The following is a 15,458-nucleotide window of genomic DNA, read 5'->3' on the forward strand; positions in this document are numbered from 1 at the left end:
TATTGATACATTTTTATCAATTAGCAAATTGCATAAAATGGGAAAAATACGTGTTTTTTCTTTCATACACGGCATGGATTTCCCTTTTTCTTTTTTCCCCTGCCCGTTTCACACTTTTCAGCAGCAAAAAACCGCTTCCAAAAAAAGATAAAATTTTTTTCAAATTTTTTCAAAAAAGTGCTTGCATTATTTTTCAAAAGGTGCTATATTATTGGAGTCGCTTCGAGGCGTGGCTCAGTTTGGTAGAGCGCTGCGTTCGGGACGCAGAGGTCGCAAGTTCGAATCTTGTCGCCTCGACTCACTTCAGGTTTTACCTGAAGGAATGGCCTCATGGTCAAGCGGTTAAGACGACGCCCTCTCACGGCGTAAACTCGGGTTCGATTCCCGATGAGGTCATAGAATCAAGAATCAAAGCGAGAAAACACCAGAGCAAATGTTCTGGTGTTTTTTGTTTACTGCTCTCACTTCAAAACAAATATTCTCATACACTTCATGTATACAGCAATAAAATTTTTTCACTGAAACTTCCACTTGTGAAGATTATGAAGAGCACACAAAAAAGACGAGAGAACCTTCCATATAGGTAAAAGTTTTCTCGTCTTTTTTGTAGCTGGGCCAGCGGGATTCGAACCCTCGAGTGCAGGAGTCAAAGTCCTGTGCCTTACCGCTTGGCGATGGCCCAATCATTTATACGAATATAAACGCCTGTCTATTATATCTGATTCCAGCCAAAAAAGCAATAGCTTTGCATTCCAAATTCGGAAAATCCCCTCCCGAAACCTTCGATTCAGTTGACGTGCCCCACGGAAAGAATTATAATAGAAGAATCAGCGGCTGAGCCGCACAAAGAATAAAGGAGTCCATATCATTTATGAAACAGATCATTCTGACCGGCGACCGTCCTACCGGCCGCCTTCATGTTGGCCACTATGTTGGCTCATTAAAAGAGCGTGTCAGACTGCAGAACTCCGGCAAATTTGATGAAATCTACATCATGATCGCCGATGCGCAGGCTTTGACCGACAACGCAGAACACCCGGAGAAAGTCCGCGACAACATCATCCAGGTTGCGCTTGACTACCTGGCTTGCGGTCTGGATCCGGAGAAATCCACTATTTTCATCCAGTCCATGGTTCCACAGCTGACCGAGCTGAGCTTCTATTACATGAACCTGGTTACCGTTTCCCGCCTTCAGAGAAACCCAACCGTAAAATCCGAAATCAAAATGCGTAATTTCGAGGCAAGCATCCCGGTCGGCTTCTTCACCTACCCGATCAGCCAGGCTGCAGACATCACCGCATTCAAGGCAACCTCCGTACCGGCTGGCGAAGACCAGATGCCGATGATCGAGCAGTGCCGCGAGATCGTGCACAAATTCAACTCTGTATACGGTGAGACTCTGGTTGAGCCGCAGATCATCCTTCCGCAGAACCAGGCATGCCTGCGTCTGCCAGGTATCGATGGCAAGGCAAAAATGAGTAAATCCCTCGGAAACTGCATCTACTTATCCGATGAGCCAGAGGATATCCGCAAAAAGATCATGTCCATGTTCACCGACCCGAACCACCTTCGTGTGGAAGATCCGGGACAGGTTGAGGGCAACCCGGTATTTATCTACCTCGATGCATTCTGCCGTCCGGAGCATTTCGCAGAGTTCCTGCCGGATTACAACAACCTGGACGAGCTGAAAGACCACTACCGCCGCGGCGGCCTTGGCGATGTCAAGGTCAAGAAGTTCTTAAACAATGTGATCCAGGCTGAGCTGGCTCCGATCCGTGAGCGCAGAAAAGACTGGGAGCAGCGTCTTCCGGATGTTTACGACATTCTGGCAGAGGGCAGCAAGCGTGCAGAGGCAACTGCTGCAAAGACTCTGGCCGATGTACGCCACTCCATGAAGATCGATTACTTCGAGAATGGAACATTGAGCAAATAATCCGTGAAATAAGACTGGCAGGGTTCTGCAGCACAAAATGCCACAAGACCCTGCCAGATACACAAAAGGCCCTGAAGAACAGGGCTTTTTTGTTGCACAAATACGCAAAAAGCTCTGTTTTCCAGAGCTTTTTTGTTATGCGGGCAACAGGACTTGAACCTGCACGTCGGTGACACCAGAACCTAAATCTGGCGCGTCTGCCAATTCCGCCATGCCCGCGGATATGAAATTGTCTGCCTCAAACTGCTGCAGTCTTCCTGATATAATCAACTCTTTCAGGACTTCTTCACCGCACTTTGAGCAAATATCAGATTGTAAAAAATCCTTACGCATTGCTTGCATAAGGACTTAACAATCAGGGTGGATAGAGGGATTCGAACCCTCGGCCTCCAGAGCCACAATCTGGCGCGCTAACCAGCTGCGCTATACCCACCATTATGAAATTCATCTTTCACTTTCGTGAAAGAAACGAGCCTGAAGGGATTCGAACCCCCGACCCACGGCTTAGAAGGCCGTTGCTCTATCCAGCTGAGCTACAGACTCACTTTTGAAAAGACTAGCTTTTCAAGAGCGGGTGATGGGAATCGAACCCACGTATCCAGCTTGGAAGGCTGGTGTTCTACCATTGAACTACACCCGCGTATTCATTTTCAATCGGGGTGACAGGATTCGAACCTGCGACCCCCTGGTCCCAAACCAGGTGCTCTAGCCAAGCTGAGCCACACCCCGGATCACTGAAAACCTGTTTGTTCTCCCGCGCTCTTTCGAGAGCCATCGAACAACGCGAGAGTAATTATATAATACAGGTCTTATTTTGTCAACACTTTTTCAAAACTTTTTTTACATTTTTTTCTTACGCTAATCTCCCAGAAACATCAGATGATATTTCGCGGTTCCATCGTCTTCCAGATCCATGACAATATAAGAAGGCATTCTGCCCTCCTGGCGCGGATAAGACAGGCTTCCAGGGTTTAAGAGCGTGATCCCTTCCCGCTCTTCCAGATACGGACGGTGCGTGTGGCCGAACATGGCGATGTCGCAGCCCCGGTCGGATGCTTCCTCCCACAGCCGGTCCACATCCAGCGATACATTATAGTAATGACCGTGGGTCAGAAAAGCGCGGTGTGGTCCCAGATCCAGCTCAATCTCGCGGTCCAGCTTAGAAAAGAAGTCATTGTTGCCCTGAACCATCACAAGCTCACACCCCTCATTCAGCCAGTCTGCAATGACATATTCGCTTCCCTCCGCATCGCCTAAATGAATGAGCATGTCGAGCGGCTTCTCCTTCTCGATCACATCGTACAAATTTCCGTCTTTTCTGTGAGTATCACTCACGATCAGTATCTTCATCAGGATTCCTCCTCAAAGTAATGCGCTAACTCCCGTTTCATTGCCTCCAACGCTTTCCCGCGGTGGCTGATTGCATTTTTCTGCTCCATGGTAAGTTCCGCAGAGGTCATGCCAAATTCCGGCAGGTACAGGATCGGATCGTAACCAAAGCCGCCGCATCCGGCCGGCTTTTCAGCGATCTGTCCTTCCATCGCCGCCTCTGTGTGAAGCACGCGTCCGTTCGGAAGCACCGCTGCAATGTTGCAGACAAAGCGGGCACTGCGCTCCTCTCCCTTCGCATCTGCAAGACGGTCAATGATATTCTGGTTTTTGATCTCATAGGAGGTATCCTCTCCCATATAGCGGGCGGAGTAGATGCCTGGCTCGCCGCCGATGTAATCTACCACGAGTCCGGAGTCATCGGCCAGCACAATATCGCCGGTGCAGTTCCAGACTGCACGGGCTTTGATCTCAGCGTTTTCCGCAAAGGAAATTCCATTTTCCACAATTTCCGGATTTGCTCCGGCTTCCTTCATGGATACCACTTCGCAGCCAAGATCTGCCATGATCTGGCGGATTTCTTTCATCTTTCCGGCATTGCCGGTCGCAAATACGATTCTGTGTTTTTTCATGATATTCTCCTTATTCCTCCAGTCATTCCCATTCACGCATCGGGAAATGTTCCAGCTCAATGTATGCTTTCAGAAATTTCTCCAACACTGCGCATGCTTTCCGATTACTCCCATGCCGTGTATGCTTTCAGACAAAGATTGCAGTCCTGCTGCTCCTCCGCAGATTCCCACAGATCCCCGTCCGCGCTGATATAGCCCTCACCATCGGTAAGATCAACCCGGCACCGTCCATCCTGCGAATCATACTCGATCGCCATAGGGTGGACTGCGCCCGGTGTTTTGAGCTCAACCAGCACGGCAAAACGTTCTCCCGGCTCAAGCTCCACCGGCTCTGCAAGCGGGATCGTGTAATATCCCGCATAAGAAACACTTCCGTTTGTCGTTCCAAGCTTCTGCCGTTTCAAAGCTCTCCAGTCTGCATCAGACGGATGCTCCGGCACATTCTTTAGAATGCTGATCTCATACTCGGTATTCTGGCCAACTGCATAAAATCCGGCCGCCTGAACCTTCTGTGTTTTTCCAGCCGTCTGTTTTTTCTGTCCGTTCCCGGATTTTGAGTCTTTCTGAGCGTTCCCGGACTCCTGACTTTCCTGTTCGCTCGCAGTCGCCTGGTACACATTTGCCGCCCAGATCGTCTCACCTCCGTAGCCGATCTGTCCCAGCCAGCCGCAGAGATCACTCTGATAAATCTCATCATAATTATCTGCCGGTTCTACGCCGGAATAAACCAGATTGGTTGCTCCCAGATTAGTATCATAATAGGAAACATAGAAAAACCCGTCTTTTCCAAACTCCGTTCCCCAGCTGTTTTCGCAGAGAAATGCACCGTTTTCCGGCGGCAGGGTTGTAAAATTTTCAGCCGGATAATCATCGTCCCAGCCCACGATCACCACGTCATGGTTGGGCTGCTGCGTCCCGGAATAATAATAAGCCCCGTTTTCTTTCTTATAATAACGGCTGTCCTGTGTCTGGCCCTGAAGCGTTGTGTAAAGGGCACTCTGCACGCCTCCGGTCCGGTACACCGCCTCTTTGATGGCATCACGGTCATATTCCGGCAGAATCTGGATTTCCTGCACATGACAGACTGCCTTTAAGCCCTCCGGCGAAATGCCGTCCCCGTAAGGATCCTCCTCCTCCAGAACAGGTCCGCGCCAGGAAAGCAGGTATGCCATGGACATAATATAATCTCCGCCGCTCTTCTGGTCCAGAAGGAAATACGGATCGTGGGACATATGGTCCTCAGAAAAATCGTATGATTCGCCCGGCAACAGGCTGCTTTCAAGTGCCAAAAGCGATGCAAATGCCCAGCAGGTGCCCAGGTCACCCTGATTTTTTACCGGGGCCGTGCGGCCGTCAGTACGCGCATCGTAACGGGAAGGGAGATCGCCTTTTTCCACCTTATGCCCGTTTTCCAATGCACTCTGATCCGATAATTCTTTCTCCGTTTTATCTTCCGCTTTTTTCTCTGCCTTTGGTTCGATTCCCTGTTTGCTTGCCTTTGATTCGCTTTCCTGTTTACTTGTCTTTGATCCGCCTTCCTGCTTATCCGGCTTTCCCCGATTCTTCCACTGCGCCTGCCTCGACTCAAAAACACTTCCCGGTTCAGGCTTTGGCAATGCCTGGCATCCGCTTATGGAAGCAATGAATAAGAATGCGGCAAGCATCCCGCAGGTTTTTCTAAAACATTGTTTCAACTTGGTCTTTCTCCACACTACTTGCGAAATTCTCCATCCGGCTTTCTTCTCGGCGGTTTCGGTCCAAGGAACTGATAAAAATAAGTCTTCATCATACCATTGTAGATCTTACGGTTTTTATCTGCCTTGCGGCCCATATATTTTTCTACATCTTCATAAGAAGTGATGATAAATGCAGACCAGCTGTCCAATGCCTTAAAGCGGTCACCGATCTGGGTATAGAGAGCCGGAAGATTTTTCTTATCTTCAATTCGCTCGCCATACGGCGGGTTTGTGATCAGGAAACCATATTTTTTCGGATGGCTCAGCTCTGCAACCGGACGCTGCTGGAAATGGATCATGTGCGCCACACCGGCAAGCTCTGCATTAGCTCTGGCTGCCTTGATGACCTCCGGATCCAGATCGTAGCCCTGGATGTCCACAGTCACGGTATCGTCCACCATCTCATGGGCCTCATCCATCGCCTCATACCAGCACTTGCGCGGGATGATCTGCTTCCAGTTTTCAGACAGAAAAGAGCGGTTCATACCCGGTGCCATGTTCGCTGCCATCATGGCTGCCTCAATCGGGAAGGTTCCGCTTCCGCAGAACGGATCGACCAGAATACGGTCTTTGTTCCACGGAGTCAGCATAATGAGAGCTGCCGCCAGTGTCTCCTCGATCGGAGCTTTACTGGTCATCTTGCGGTAGCCGCGCTTATGCAGGGACTCTCCGGTGGTGTCCAGCGCCACTGTCACAATATCTTTATACAGAGATACCCTCACCGGATAATCTGCCCCGGTCTCCGGAATCACAGAAACCTCGTACGCCTGCTTCATGCGGTCTACCATGGCCTTTTTCATAATAGACTGGATATCCGACGGGCTAAAGAGCTTACTCTTGATGGAATTGGCCTTCTTGACCCAGAAACGGCCATCCTGCGGGATGTACTCCTCCCACGGTAGCGCCTTGGTCTCCTGGAACAGCTCCTCAAAGGTTGTTGCCTTGAAGCTTCCCACCTTTAACAGGATGCGCTCTGTCGTGCGCAGAAAAATGTTTGCCCGGCAAATAGCCTCCGCATCTCCCCAAAAGGTTACTTTTCCATCTTCCACCTGGGAAATCTCGTAGCCAAGATCCAGGATTTCTTTTTTCAATACTGCTTCCAGCCCAAAATGGCAAGGTGCAATCAGTTCATATACTTTTGTCGCCATACCGTTCCTTTCCTAATTAACCCAGTTTTGCCTCTTTGACTACATTTCCGTCAAAGTCGAAGATCTTAAAATCCTGGTCTTCCAGAATTGCATAAGTTGCCGGATTTCCACCCTTCGGAATGGAGGTGGAACCCGGATTTAAGATGTAATGTCCGTTCACCTTTTCTGCTTTCAGAAGATGAGTATGTCCATGTACCAGAATATCACCGGCTTTAAGCGGCGGCATCTGGTCCTGGTTGAACAGGTGTCCGTGGGTAGCAAAGAAGGTCAGGCCATTCAGCACCAGAATAGCATAATCTGCCATAACCGGGAACTCTAAAACCATCTGGTCCACCTCAGCCTCGCAGTTTCCGCGCACGGCAATGATCTCGTTCTTGTACTCATTTAACATAGCAATGACCTGCTTTGGCGCATACTCCTCTGGGAGATCATTGCGTGGTCCATGATATAAAAGGTCTCCAAGCAGGATCAGGCGCTCTGCGCCAGACTCGCGGTAAACCTCCAGAAGCTTTCTGCAGTAATGCGCAGAACCGTGAATATCAGATGCAAACATGTATTTCATTGATTTTTTCCTCATCTTTCCTTGACATTAATACTGTTATTTTATTACCCACCCATAAACTTGTCAACGAATTACCCTATGTTTCGTATTTCTTGCATGTTACTGTTCACGCATGCGTGCCCGGCAATGGAAAATTTCCTCACTCCCACTCCAGGTATTTTCCGCGGTAGGCCTGGATCCCGCCGTATACATCAACCGCCTCGTATCCGAGCGAAGCCAGCCACCTTGCTGCCCGCATGCTGTTCGGTCCGTGATAGCAGTATAAAACGATTAGGCGGTCCGTCGGAAGTTCCCGGACACGCTGTTTCAGTTCATTTGCCGGAATGTTTACCGCTCCCCGGATATGCGCTTTGCAATATGCATCCGGATTCCTCATATCCACCAAAAACAGTGGTATTTCCCGGTCCAGATATTCATCCAGCTGTGCCCCGCTGATCAGATCCCACATACCGCCTATCCCCCGCCTGTCCCTGATTCTTACTGTATCTTATGCAAGGGAACGGAGTTTGGACAATCCGCAGCTGTACCGCCGACATTTTGGTACTATTGTTTACGCAGGCGTGTCCAGCAACGGGATTCTGACGCATCCCAGCGGAACTTTTTTGCTTCACAAGACTCAATTTCTGACAGAACAAGCAAAAGGAAGCCCCTTTCGAGACTTCCTTCCTATTTTTTCTGAAATGACTGCAACGCATACCCGGTCATCTGTTTCAGGCGCTCGTCCAGCAAAAATACTTGTTCCGGCGGACACAGGCACCATTCATACAAAACTCCCCGGAAAACAACAAACAGATATCCATTGATCTCTTTGGCAGAAGCATATGTCTGCAGCTCACCTGCATCGATGGCCTTCTGGATCAGTTCCTGCATCCCCATATAAAGCCGGTCTCTATCATCGCTGTGCTTTCGCATCTGGAAGATGCGGTAGCAGGTAAATTCCCATCCGTCCGCCAACACTGCGGCAGATAACGTCTGTGCAAAAAACGTCCGGATCTTATCACAGTACGGTCCCTGTTCCTGTGTCCACTGATGCAGAAGCCTTCCCATTTCTATATCGTGATCCTGATACAGCTGGTCGATCATGTCATCTTTTCCAGTAAAATAATGATAAAAGGTTCCAGTTGTACAGCCAGCCGCGGACGCAATCTCCCGGACACCGACATCGGATATCTTTTTTTCAGAAAATAGTTTTCCCGCTGCCTCTAACAGCTTTTCCCTGGATCGCCTGGCTTTTTCCTGCTGTCTGTCCTTGCTCATCTGCATGTCTCCTGCTCAAACTAGATAAGATCGTAACCATATCACGACTGAATGCTTACGTAAAAAACATTATAATCCATTTTTCTATATTTGAAAAGAAACGAAATTTCTATTTTGCCATGCATATCCTGCCTAAAGAACAATCTGTACGGAATCAGTGAGGCAAACAAAGCAGTGGCATTAGCCAATCAGAGTAAAACCGGATAAGGTCACCATACCAGCAAACATTGCAGCCGGGATCACACCTACCCAGATATTGCCGAATTTACGGTACAGATAGGTTACAACTCCGGTTGTGCCGCCCATCATATAGCAGTAACCAAAGGCAAAATCCAGTGCTCCGCAGCTGGTATTTTTTCCGGTTCCATATACATCGATCTGCGGAATCAGGGTCTGGCCGGTTCCAAGCATCATACTTCCGCCGTACTGGATCAGAAGGAGTAAGAACAATGCAAGCGCCGTCATCACCGTATTCACTGCAACGGCGATCCACATATCCTTCTTTTCATTTCCGGTGGAAGGCAGCACTCTCTGACTCATATTTCCGGTGAACATCACAAAGAAAATGATCAGAACATACGGAATTGCGCGGAAGATCCGCATCGGACACATTTTTAAATAAGTAGAAAGGTTCCACACCTGATAGTTGATGCCAAGGAAGCCCTCTAACAGTCCCAGCCATACAAACACAAAGGTTACGCAAATCAAGCCCATAAGGAATCCCTTTGCCGGTTTGGTCCAGTCAATCCTGCTTTCTGCTGCACCACCCAGAGCAAACTCGGACAGATGCATCGGATTTCCTTCTTTTTTCCGCTTGGAAGCAGTCAGAAGCATCCGCACGATACCGATCGCTGCCAATACCAGAAGCCAGCCCATGATACCATTTAAGTTTGCAGATGTCAGAACCTTAGACCAGACAGTTCCGGCTCCGGTCCATACCATCACATAAGCAGACACCGGAACAAAAATGATCATCGGGATGATCACTGCAAAGAGAACATCCAGAATCCATGCCTTGGCCCCACTTCTCGGCGCTTTTACCGGCACCGGATTCGCTGCTGATGCAAAGAAGGGATTCTGCATCAGCAGGTTCACCAGAGCCGCCAGTAAAAACATCATGGTCACGCAGGCAATTCCAGAAAAGATCTGCTGCGGAAGCCATGCCGTATCATCTGCCGGACGGCTGACCGGTTCTTCATTGACCGTAGATTCGAAGGATAAAATTGCCTGGATCGTCTCACCACTGATATTTCCAGTCTGATGCAGGGTTCCGCTGATCTCAGAATAGCGGAACAGCTTGCCATTCCGGTCATAGTCTTTTCCGGAAACAACCTCCGGAAGACCAGCTGCTTTTGTCACATACTCTGTACAAGCCTGCGGATCCCCAATAAAGAAATAGTCGTACTGGTCTGCGTCGGACTTGATCAGACAGAAATTCGTGTCCACATCATCGATACCGCCTGCCATCTGGATCATAAACGGACCAAATACCTCACAGATGCTCTTGATCTGATCCGGCATTGCTTTATAAGTCTGAAGAACTGTCTGGGTTCCCGCAGAATAACCGATCAGATTGATCGCATCCTTCTCTACATAAGGCAGGCTGTTTGCGTACTCTGCAACACTTTTTGCCTGGATGCTGCGGTCTACAGACGGGTCGGATTCACCGCCACCCTGCAAATCCGGTGATAAAACTACATAACCGCGGCGTGCCAGCTCCATGCTCCAGGTATCGTTGGAATGGGCATGGTTGGAACGTCCATGGTAAATGACTGCTACCGGAGCCGGTGTCTCATTGGTTGCGTTTTTCGGTATGTAGATAAGGGAACTTACCGTAGTTCCATCCTGACTGGTGAGGTTCAGCCGTTTGACCGCTACATTGCCCCAGCTGGTCTGAAAGCCCCAGACCAGAACTGAGCACACGACCAGAATTGCCATACAGGCAGCAAAAAACGAGACTGCCTTATTCTTTTTTCTTTCCATTTTCTTCTCCTTGTCTGCTTTGGTAAAATCGTTGAACAGAAATCCTTGGCCCGGTTTCTGCCCTTAAAAATATAACGCGTTATGTTTTTATAAAATATAACATGTTATATTTTTAACGTCAATTCAAGATGCACATTTTTTCTCCTAATTTCCTACTTTCAGCATTCTTGACAATTTTTTATCGGAAATCTATGCACATTTCCCATGCAATAATGTTGGAATAAAGAAAGAATGCAATTTCCTACAAAATAAAAAGACCGTCTTCCTAATAAAGAAGGCGGCCTCTTTTGCTAAGTCGTTGTCCGGTTGTAACTTGATATCCTTAATTTCTTGCAGAGTTGTCCATATTGTTTCTGCTGCTGTTCTGTGCCCGGTTCTTGGTACTGTTCTGCATATTATCCTGACCGGAATTACGGCTGCTGTTCTGAGTCTTATTCTGGCTGTAATTACGGCTGCCGTTCTGGGTCTTATTCTGACTGGAATTACGGCTGCCGTTCTGGGTCTTATTCTGACTGGAATTGCGGCTGGTATTCTGGCCGCTGTTCCGCTCAGAATCCATAGAATTGGAAGTGTGGCAGTCTCTGCTGTTGTCCATATCACTGTAATGATCTCTCATTGTGCATACCTCCTGTTTGGCTTTAACAAATTTGTTACGGGATTAGTATGCGAATTTGAAAGGAGAATATACCGATGCGCAGCTGTCGGTTTTTTCCAGTTTTTAAATACCTGCAACAGCTGTTTTTCCGAATTTTCTTTTCACATCAACGTGCTGACCAGACAGGAATGCACACAAAGCGAAAAGCCAGACAGGGGAGCTATCTGGCTTTTCTTAGGGAGTATAAATAATTAATAAGGTTGAAGAAGCTGATTAAGGGGATCAGCATTCTTCAACCTCATTATAATGGAAAACAATGGAAAAAGCAACGTCCGATTGTTTTTTGAATACACGTTTTTAAGTTCCCAAGTTCCAGATTCCATGCGTGAAGAACCCACGACTGAAACCACGAGAATGTGGCGGCTGGTTTCTTCAATATCTGCTAGAACATGCTTACAATCTTGACTGGATTACGGTAATTCCACTTGGAAATTTTGATGCCGGTTGCATAGGTGGAGGCATGAACGATTTTTCCATCGCCGATATACATAGCTACATGGTTGATGCCTGAACCACCGGAATAGAATAACAGGTCACCCGGCTGCATCTGGCTGGAGTTTACTGCATGTCCCTGGGTTGCCTGGGAACCAGAGGAACGGTTCATGCTGATGCCTGCACCATGCTGCATGACATAACGGACAAACCCAGAACAGTCAACACCGGTACGCGGATCGTTGCCGCCTGCGCGGTACGGACCGCCCACAAACTGAAGTGCGTAATTCACAAGATTCTGGCGGGCACTGGCTGTCTGGGCTGCTGCCTCGGCTGCAGCTGCCTCTGCTGCTGCCAGCTCTTCTTCCAGCTTCTTTGCTGCCTGGATTTCCGGAGCCGGTCCATTGTCCTCGTCAGCCACCTCTTCTGCTGCCACTTCAAGTACAGTAGAAACCGGAGCCTCCTGGATCACTTCCGGCTCTGCGTGTGCAACCATAGGTTTCTGCCACATTAAACCGCCTGATACTGCCAGCACTGCTGCTATGTATAATACTGTTTTCTTCATGAACCGCTCTCCAATCGTGAATGATTTATTTCTAAATATTACGTAATTGTTAACTATGTTACAAACTGATTATACACGTGTGACGCTTTTCCGTCAAGCAATCTGGGCAGAATTTACTATTTCTTAATAATTTCCTTCATATTTCTGTGATAAATGTAAAAAACATGCATTCTCGCAGAGCATTTTTGTTTCTTGGAACGCAATTTCCTATGAAATCAAAAAAACCAGACCGTTCCGTACAAAAAACGTGAACTGTCTGGTTCTTAATTTGCAACTTTCGTGCTGCAGAAGATACTAAAATGAACAGCAGCGCTAAAGCTGCCGGGCACACTTGCATGAACAGCAGTGTTTTATCGGCGCGGCCCCTGCACAAGCCACATGATCAAAATTACAATTCCGATTACCGGAAGCAGCGGTATTACCAAAGTCAGAAGTCCTCCTATGATCGTAAGCACTAGCGTAAAAAACGCAATCACGATTACAACTGCCAGAAGCTTCCAATACCATTTATTCAGGTTATAGTAATGAATATTCCCGTTGCTGCCATAGGTTCCGTATGCGGTCTGCTGTTGTTCGTCCTGTCTGCTTCTTTCACTATTTCCCGTAAATCCGCCAAACGGATGATACTCCTCGTATTCTCCCTCTGCCGCCCCAGGCGTGGTGTCCATGATCGTGCGGGCAATCAGCCGCGGGTCACCAAGCTCTTCCATAATGTCCGATTCTGTGCGGCCATTTTGGCGCTCAGAACGGATATAATCATCATAATAACGGAGCTGGTCGCGCACTACCTGCGGTGGTACATTGCCGGAAAGCGCATTCTCCAGTCCCCGGAGAAATTCTTCTTTGCTCACGATGCTCCTCCTATCAAGCCCTCGTATTGCTGCTCAGGCACGTATTGCTTCTGCAGCAGCCACATTGCTTTTTTCCTAGAAGTATAGTACCATAAATACAACAAATTGAAAAGTTGTTACTTTGTTAGTTTTTATTTACAAGGAGTGAAAAAATTATGGAAGAGCTTTATGTGTTTGGAACCGGCAATGCAAATGCCACTCATTATTACAATACCTGCTTTGCCCTGCGCGATGAAGACCAGTATTTCATGGTCGATGCCGGTGGCGGAAACGGCATTCTCCGTATTTTGGAAGATATGAAGATCGATTATCCGCAGATTCACCATCTCTTTGTTACCCATGAGCATACTGATCATATTCTTGGCGTCATCTGGCTAGTACGTTTCATTGCAACCCGCATGAAAAACGGCAAATATGAGGGTGATTTTAACATCTACTGTCACGACGGTCTGGTATCCACCATCGATACCTTTTGCAAGCTAACCTTGCAGGACAAATTCTACCGTCTGATTGGTGACCGCATCCACTTGATTCCGGTTCACGATAGCGAAACCCTGCACATTCTGGATTACGATGTCACCTTTTTCGATATCCACTCCACCAAAGCACGCCAGTTTGGCTTTACTACCGTCTTAAAAAACGGCAAGAAACTGACCTGTGCCGGAGACGAGCCATATAATGCCGCCTGCGAACCATACGTCAAAGGCAGCGACTGGCTGCTTCACGAAGCGTTCTGTCTCTACGATGAGCGCGATCGTTTCAAACCTTACGAGAAGCACCACAGCACCGTCAAGGATGCCGCTGAGCTTGCAGAAAGCCTTCATATCCCGAATCTGGTGCTCTGGCATACCGAAGATAAATCCGTCGGAAAACGGAAAGAGCTTTATATGGCCGAGGGAAAGGCTTATTACCACGGCAATCTCTATATTCCGGAGGACCGCGATATCCTGACGCTTTCTTAATGCTAAAGAAGCCGGATAGTTACAAGCTTTCTCAATACATATCGACCGTCTCCCTCTCATAAAATGAAATGGCAAAGAACTTTACCAGTCTGCCGTATTTCTTTTTATGGGAGGTTTTCAGCCATGAACGATCCAAAACAGACAGACAAAAAGGACATGCGCCATTCCCAGTGCAGTGTCCTTTTTCTGTTATACACACAATGCTTTCGCTTTACACAATTTCTGATTTATGCAGAAATCCTGACATTGGCCCTGCTTTTTTTCTCTTACGCGTTTCCGCTTCCTCTGGCACAGCTATTTCAATCAGGCAGCCCTGCTGCTGCCCATGTAAGTACACATTCTGATAGCGCAACCTCCCATAACGAAAAAAAAGAGTTTATCCACTGGGTCGACTTTACTGTAACCAATGAGGCGCTCCGCCAGGCACTCCGTCTGGATGTCGACAGCTACACGACCGATCATCACTTAAACTGGATTGAGCTTCTTGCCTATCTTGCCGCACGCTATGGCGGGGATTTTTCGCGCTACAAGGCATCCGACATGGACACACTTGCCGAAAAGCTCAAAAGCGGAGCAACCATGGCATCTCTGACCGATGGGATGAAATACTATGCATATTATTTAGAGGCTTATACTGCAGTTTTGGGCGGGATGGTGGGTGTTTATGAGATACAGGAACCTGTCGCCCAGAACATCAATGATGATTCTGCTTCTGGTTCTGCTTCTGGTTCTGCTTCTGATGCTGGCCCTGGTACGGCTCCCGGTGCTGATCCGGATGCTGCCCATAACTCTGCTTTGGGCAGCCGCACCCCAGCTTACCGCTGGGTCCGCAAATACGGCCTCAAAGCCTTTTCTCCCATTGCCAAAAACTTTCCTTATCAGGATTTCGATGATTTTGGTGCTGCACGCAGTTATGGTTTCAAACGCCAGCATTTGGGTCATGATATGATGGGGCAGGTTGGGACTCCCATCATTGCCGTGGAATCTGGCTACGTGGAAGCCATCGGCTGGAACCAGTATGGCGGCTGGCGGCTCGGTATCCGCAGCTTTGATAAAAAACGCTATTATTACTATGCGCACCTGCGAAAGAACTATCCCTATCACAAATCCTTAAAAGCGGGAAGCATCGTCCAGGCCGGAGATGTGATCGGCTATCTGGGCCGCACCGGCTACAGCCGCACGGAAAACACCAACAACATTGAAGAACCGCATCTGCACTTTGGCATGCAGCTGATCTTTGATGAATCCCAGAAGGATGGAAATCATGAAATCTGGATCAACTGCTATGAGATTGTAAAGTTTCTGCAGCTGAACCGGTCTGAAACCGTAAAGAATCCGGAAACCAGGGAATATTCTCGGGTGCTGGACATGAAAGACCCCGCCGTTTCCGGCGGGGTCTGATACCTTAATCGT

14 protein-coding genes and 8 tRNA genes are annotated in these 15,458 nt (G+C 48.2%); 5 read left to right on the forward strand and 17 right to left on the reverse strand.

From position 1 onward, the window contains the following. Positions 1 to 223: 223 nt before the first annotated feature. Positions 224 to 297 (forward strand) — tRNA-Pro (locus tag DW922_RS00145). Between the two features lie 27 nt (positions 298 to 324). Beyond that, positions 325 to 396, forward strand: a tRNA-Glu gene (locus DW922_RS00150). Positions 397 to 610: 214 nt separating this feature from the next. Here the strand turns inward: DW922_RS00150 and DW922_RS00155 are convergent. After that, positions 611 to 682 (reverse strand) — tRNA-Gln (locus DW922_RS00155). A 189-nt stretch (positions 683 to 871) separates the two neighbouring features. On the opposite strand from DW922_RS00155, the gene trpS reads away from it, so the two are divergent. Next, entirely contained in the window at positions 872 to 1,933 is a 1,062-nt protein-coding gene (gene trpS / locus DW922_RS00160; protein WP_118541467.1) for a tryptophan--tRNA ligase, read from the forward strand. Positions 1,934 to 2,071: 138 nt separating this feature from the next. On the opposite strand, the gene DW922_RS00165 is transcribed toward trpS, so the two are convergent. From DW922_RS00165 to DW922_RS00240, 16 genes are all read right to left on the reverse strand, one after another. Further along, positions 2,072 to 2,152 (reverse strand) — tRNA-Leu (locus DW922_RS00165). Between the two features lie 140 nt (positions 2,153 to 2,292). Beyond that, positions 2,293 to 2,366, reverse strand: a tRNA-His gene (locus DW922_RS00170). Positions 2,367 to 2,402: 36 nt separating this feature from the next. Further along, positions 2,403 to 2,476, reverse strand: a tRNA-Arg gene (locus tag DW922_RS00175). Positions 2,477 to 2,502: 26 nt separating this feature from the next. After that, positions 2,503 to 2,573 (reverse strand) — tRNA-Gly (locus tag DW922_RS00180). A gap of 14 nt (positions 2,574 to 2,587) precedes the next feature. Beyond that, positions 2,588 to 2,662, reverse strand: a tRNA-Pro gene (locus tag DW922_RS00185). 129 nt (positions 2,663 to 2,791) lie between these two features. Further along, a complete protein-coding gene (locus DW922_RS00190; RefSeq protein WP_118541465.1) occupies positions 2,792 to 3,283 on the reverse strand; it encodes a metallophosphoesterase in 492 nt (163 codons plus the stop codon). Further along, positions 3,283 to 3,894, reverse strand: a complete 612-nt coding sequence (gene rdgB, locus DW922_RS00195; protein ID WP_118725422.1) for an RdgB/HAM1 family non-canonical purine NTP pyrophosphatase — start codon at positions 3,892 to 3,894, stop codon at positions 3,283 to 3,285. The genes DW922_RS00190 and rdgB overlap by 1 nt, the downstream gene beginning before the upstream one ends. Before the next feature lie 104 nt (positions 3,895 to 3,998). Continuing rightward, positions 3,999 to 5,588, reverse strand: coding sequence for a lectin like domain-containing protein (locus DW922_RS00200; protein ID WP_243031946.1), 1,590 nt, complete (start codon positions 5,586 to 5,588; stop codon positions 3,999 to 4,001). Positions 5,589 to 5,605: 17 nt separating this feature from the next. Continuing rightward, positions 5,606 to 6,778, reverse strand: a complete 1,173-nt coding sequence (locus DW922_RS00205) for a class I SAM-dependent RNA methyltransferase (protein WP_118725424.1) — start codon at positions 6,776 to 6,778, stop codon at positions 5,606 to 5,608. 16 nt (positions 6,779 to 6,794) lie between these two features. Beyond that, positions 6,795 to 7,340: a phosphodiesterase gene (gene yfcE / locus DW922_RS00210; protein WP_118718243.1), complete on the reverse strand. Its 546-nt coding sequence runs from the start codon at positions 7,338 to 7,340 to the stop codon at positions 6,795 to 6,797. Positions 7,341 to 7,479: 139 nt separating this feature from the next. Next, positions 7,480 to 7,788, reverse strand: a complete 309-nt coding sequence (locus DW922_RS00215; protein ID WP_118718244.1) for a rhodanese-like domain-containing protein — start codon at positions 7,786 to 7,788, stop codon at positions 7,480 to 7,482. Between the two features lie 218 nt (positions 7,789 to 8,006). Further along, a complete protein-coding gene (locus DW922_RS00220) occupies positions 8,007 to 8,597 on the reverse strand; it encodes a TetR/AcrR family transcriptional regulator (RefSeq protein ID WP_195714964.1) in 591 nt (196 codons plus the stop codon). A 180-nt stretch (positions 8,598 to 8,777) separates the two neighbouring features. Beyond that, a complete protein-coding gene (locus DW922_RS00225) occupies positions 8,778 to 10,580 on the reverse strand; it encodes an alpha/beta hydrolase (RefSeq protein WP_118725426.1) in 1,803 nt (600 codons plus the stop codon). Positions 10,581 to 10,902: 322 nt separating this feature from the next. Further along, entirely contained in the window at positions 10,903 to 11,196 is a 294-nt protein-coding gene (locus DW922_RS00230; RefSeq protein WP_118725427.1) for a hypothetical protein, read from the reverse strand. A gap of 421 nt (positions 11,197 to 11,617) precedes the next feature. Continuing rightward, a complete protein-coding gene (locus DW922_RS00235) occupies positions 11,618 to 12,232 on the reverse strand; it encodes a C40 family peptidase (RefSeq protein WP_118725428.1) in 615 nt (204 codons plus the stop codon). A 350-nt stretch (positions 12,233 to 12,582) separates the two neighbouring features. Beyond that, positions 12,583 to 13,083 (reverse strand): DUF1700 domain-containing protein, encoded by a 501-nt coding sequence (locus tag DW922_RS00240; protein ID WP_182436762.1) that lies wholly within the window; start codon positions 13,081 to 13,083, stop codon positions 12,583 to 12,585. Between the two features lie 155 nt (positions 13,084 to 13,238). On the opposite strand from DW922_RS00240, the gene DW922_RS00245 reads away from it, so the two are divergent. Both DW922_RS00245 and DW922_RS00250 read left to right on the forward strand, forming a co-directional pair. Beyond that, positions 13,239 to 14,045 carry an MBL fold metallo-hydrolase gene (locus DW922_RS00245; protein ID WP_118718250.1) on the forward strand — a complete coding sequence of 269 codons (807 nt, stop codon included), beginning with the start codon at positions 13,239 to 13,241 and terminating at the stop codon, positions 14,043 to 14,045. Positions 14,046 to 14,168: 123 nt separating this feature from the next. Further along, positions 14,169 to 15,446 carry a M23 family metallopeptidase gene (locus DW922_RS00250; RefSeq protein ID WP_347560236.1) on the forward strand — a complete coding sequence of 426 codons (1,278 nt, stop codon included), beginning with the start codon at positions 14,169 to 14,171 and terminating at the stop codon, positions 15,444 to 15,446. Positions 15,447 to 15,458: the final 12 nt, after the last annotated feature.

Origin of the sequence: Clostridium sp. AM42-4 (assembly GCF_003480105.1) — a bacterium.
Classification (GTDB): Bacteria; Bacillota; Clostridia; order Lachnospirales; family Lachnospiraceae; genus Brotaphodocola.

Excerpts from the sequence above, each read along its gene's own strand:
- DW922_RS00250 (WP_347560236.1), top strand. The coding sequence starts at position 14,169 with ATGAACGATCCAAAACAGACAGACAAAAAGGACATGCGCCATTCCCAG.
- trpS (WP_118541467.1), top strand. The coding sequence starts at position 872 with ATGAAACAGATCATTCTGACCGGCGACCGTCCTACCGGCCGCCTTCAT.
- DW922_RS00215 (WP_118718244.1), bottom strand. The coding sequence starts at position 7,788 with ATGTGGGATCTGATCAGCGGGGCACAGCTGGATGAATATCTGGACCGG.
- DW922_RS00245 (WP_118718250.1), top strand. The coding sequence starts at position 13,239 with ATGGAAGAGCTTTATGTGTTTGGAACCGGCAATGCAAATGCCACTCAT.
- yfcE (WP_118718243.1), bottom strand. The coding sequence starts at position 7,340 with ATGAAATACATGTTTGCATCTGATATTCACGGTTCTGCGCATTACTGC.
- DW922_RS00190 (WP_118541465.1), bottom strand. The coding sequence starts at position 3,283 with ATGAAGATACTGATCGTGAGTGATACTCACAGAAAAGACGGAAATTTG.
- DW922_RS00225 (WP_118725426.1), bottom strand. The coding sequence starts at position 10,580 with ATGGAAAGAAAAAAGAATAAGGCAGTCTCGTTTTTTGCTGCCTGTATG.
- rdgB (WP_118725422.1), bottom strand. The coding sequence starts at position 3,894 with ATGAAAAAACACAGAATCGTATTTGCGACCGGCAATGCCGGAAAGATG.
- DW922_RS00230 (WP_118725427.1), bottom strand. The coding sequence starts at position 11,196 with ATGAGAGATCATTACAGTGATATGGACAACAGCAGAGACTGCCACACT.
- DW922_RS00220 (WP_195714964.1), bottom strand. The coding sequence starts at position 8,597 with ATGAGCAAGGACAGACAGCAGGAAAAAGCCAGGCGATCCAGGGAAAAG.
- DW922_RS00205 (WP_118725424.1), bottom strand. The coding sequence starts at position 6,778 with ATGGCGACAAAAGTATATGAACTGATTGCACCTTGCCATTTTGGGCTG.
- DW922_RS00235 (WP_118725428.1), bottom strand. The coding sequence starts at position 12,232 with ATGAAGAAAACAGTATTATACATAGCAGCAGTGCTGGCAGTATCAGGC.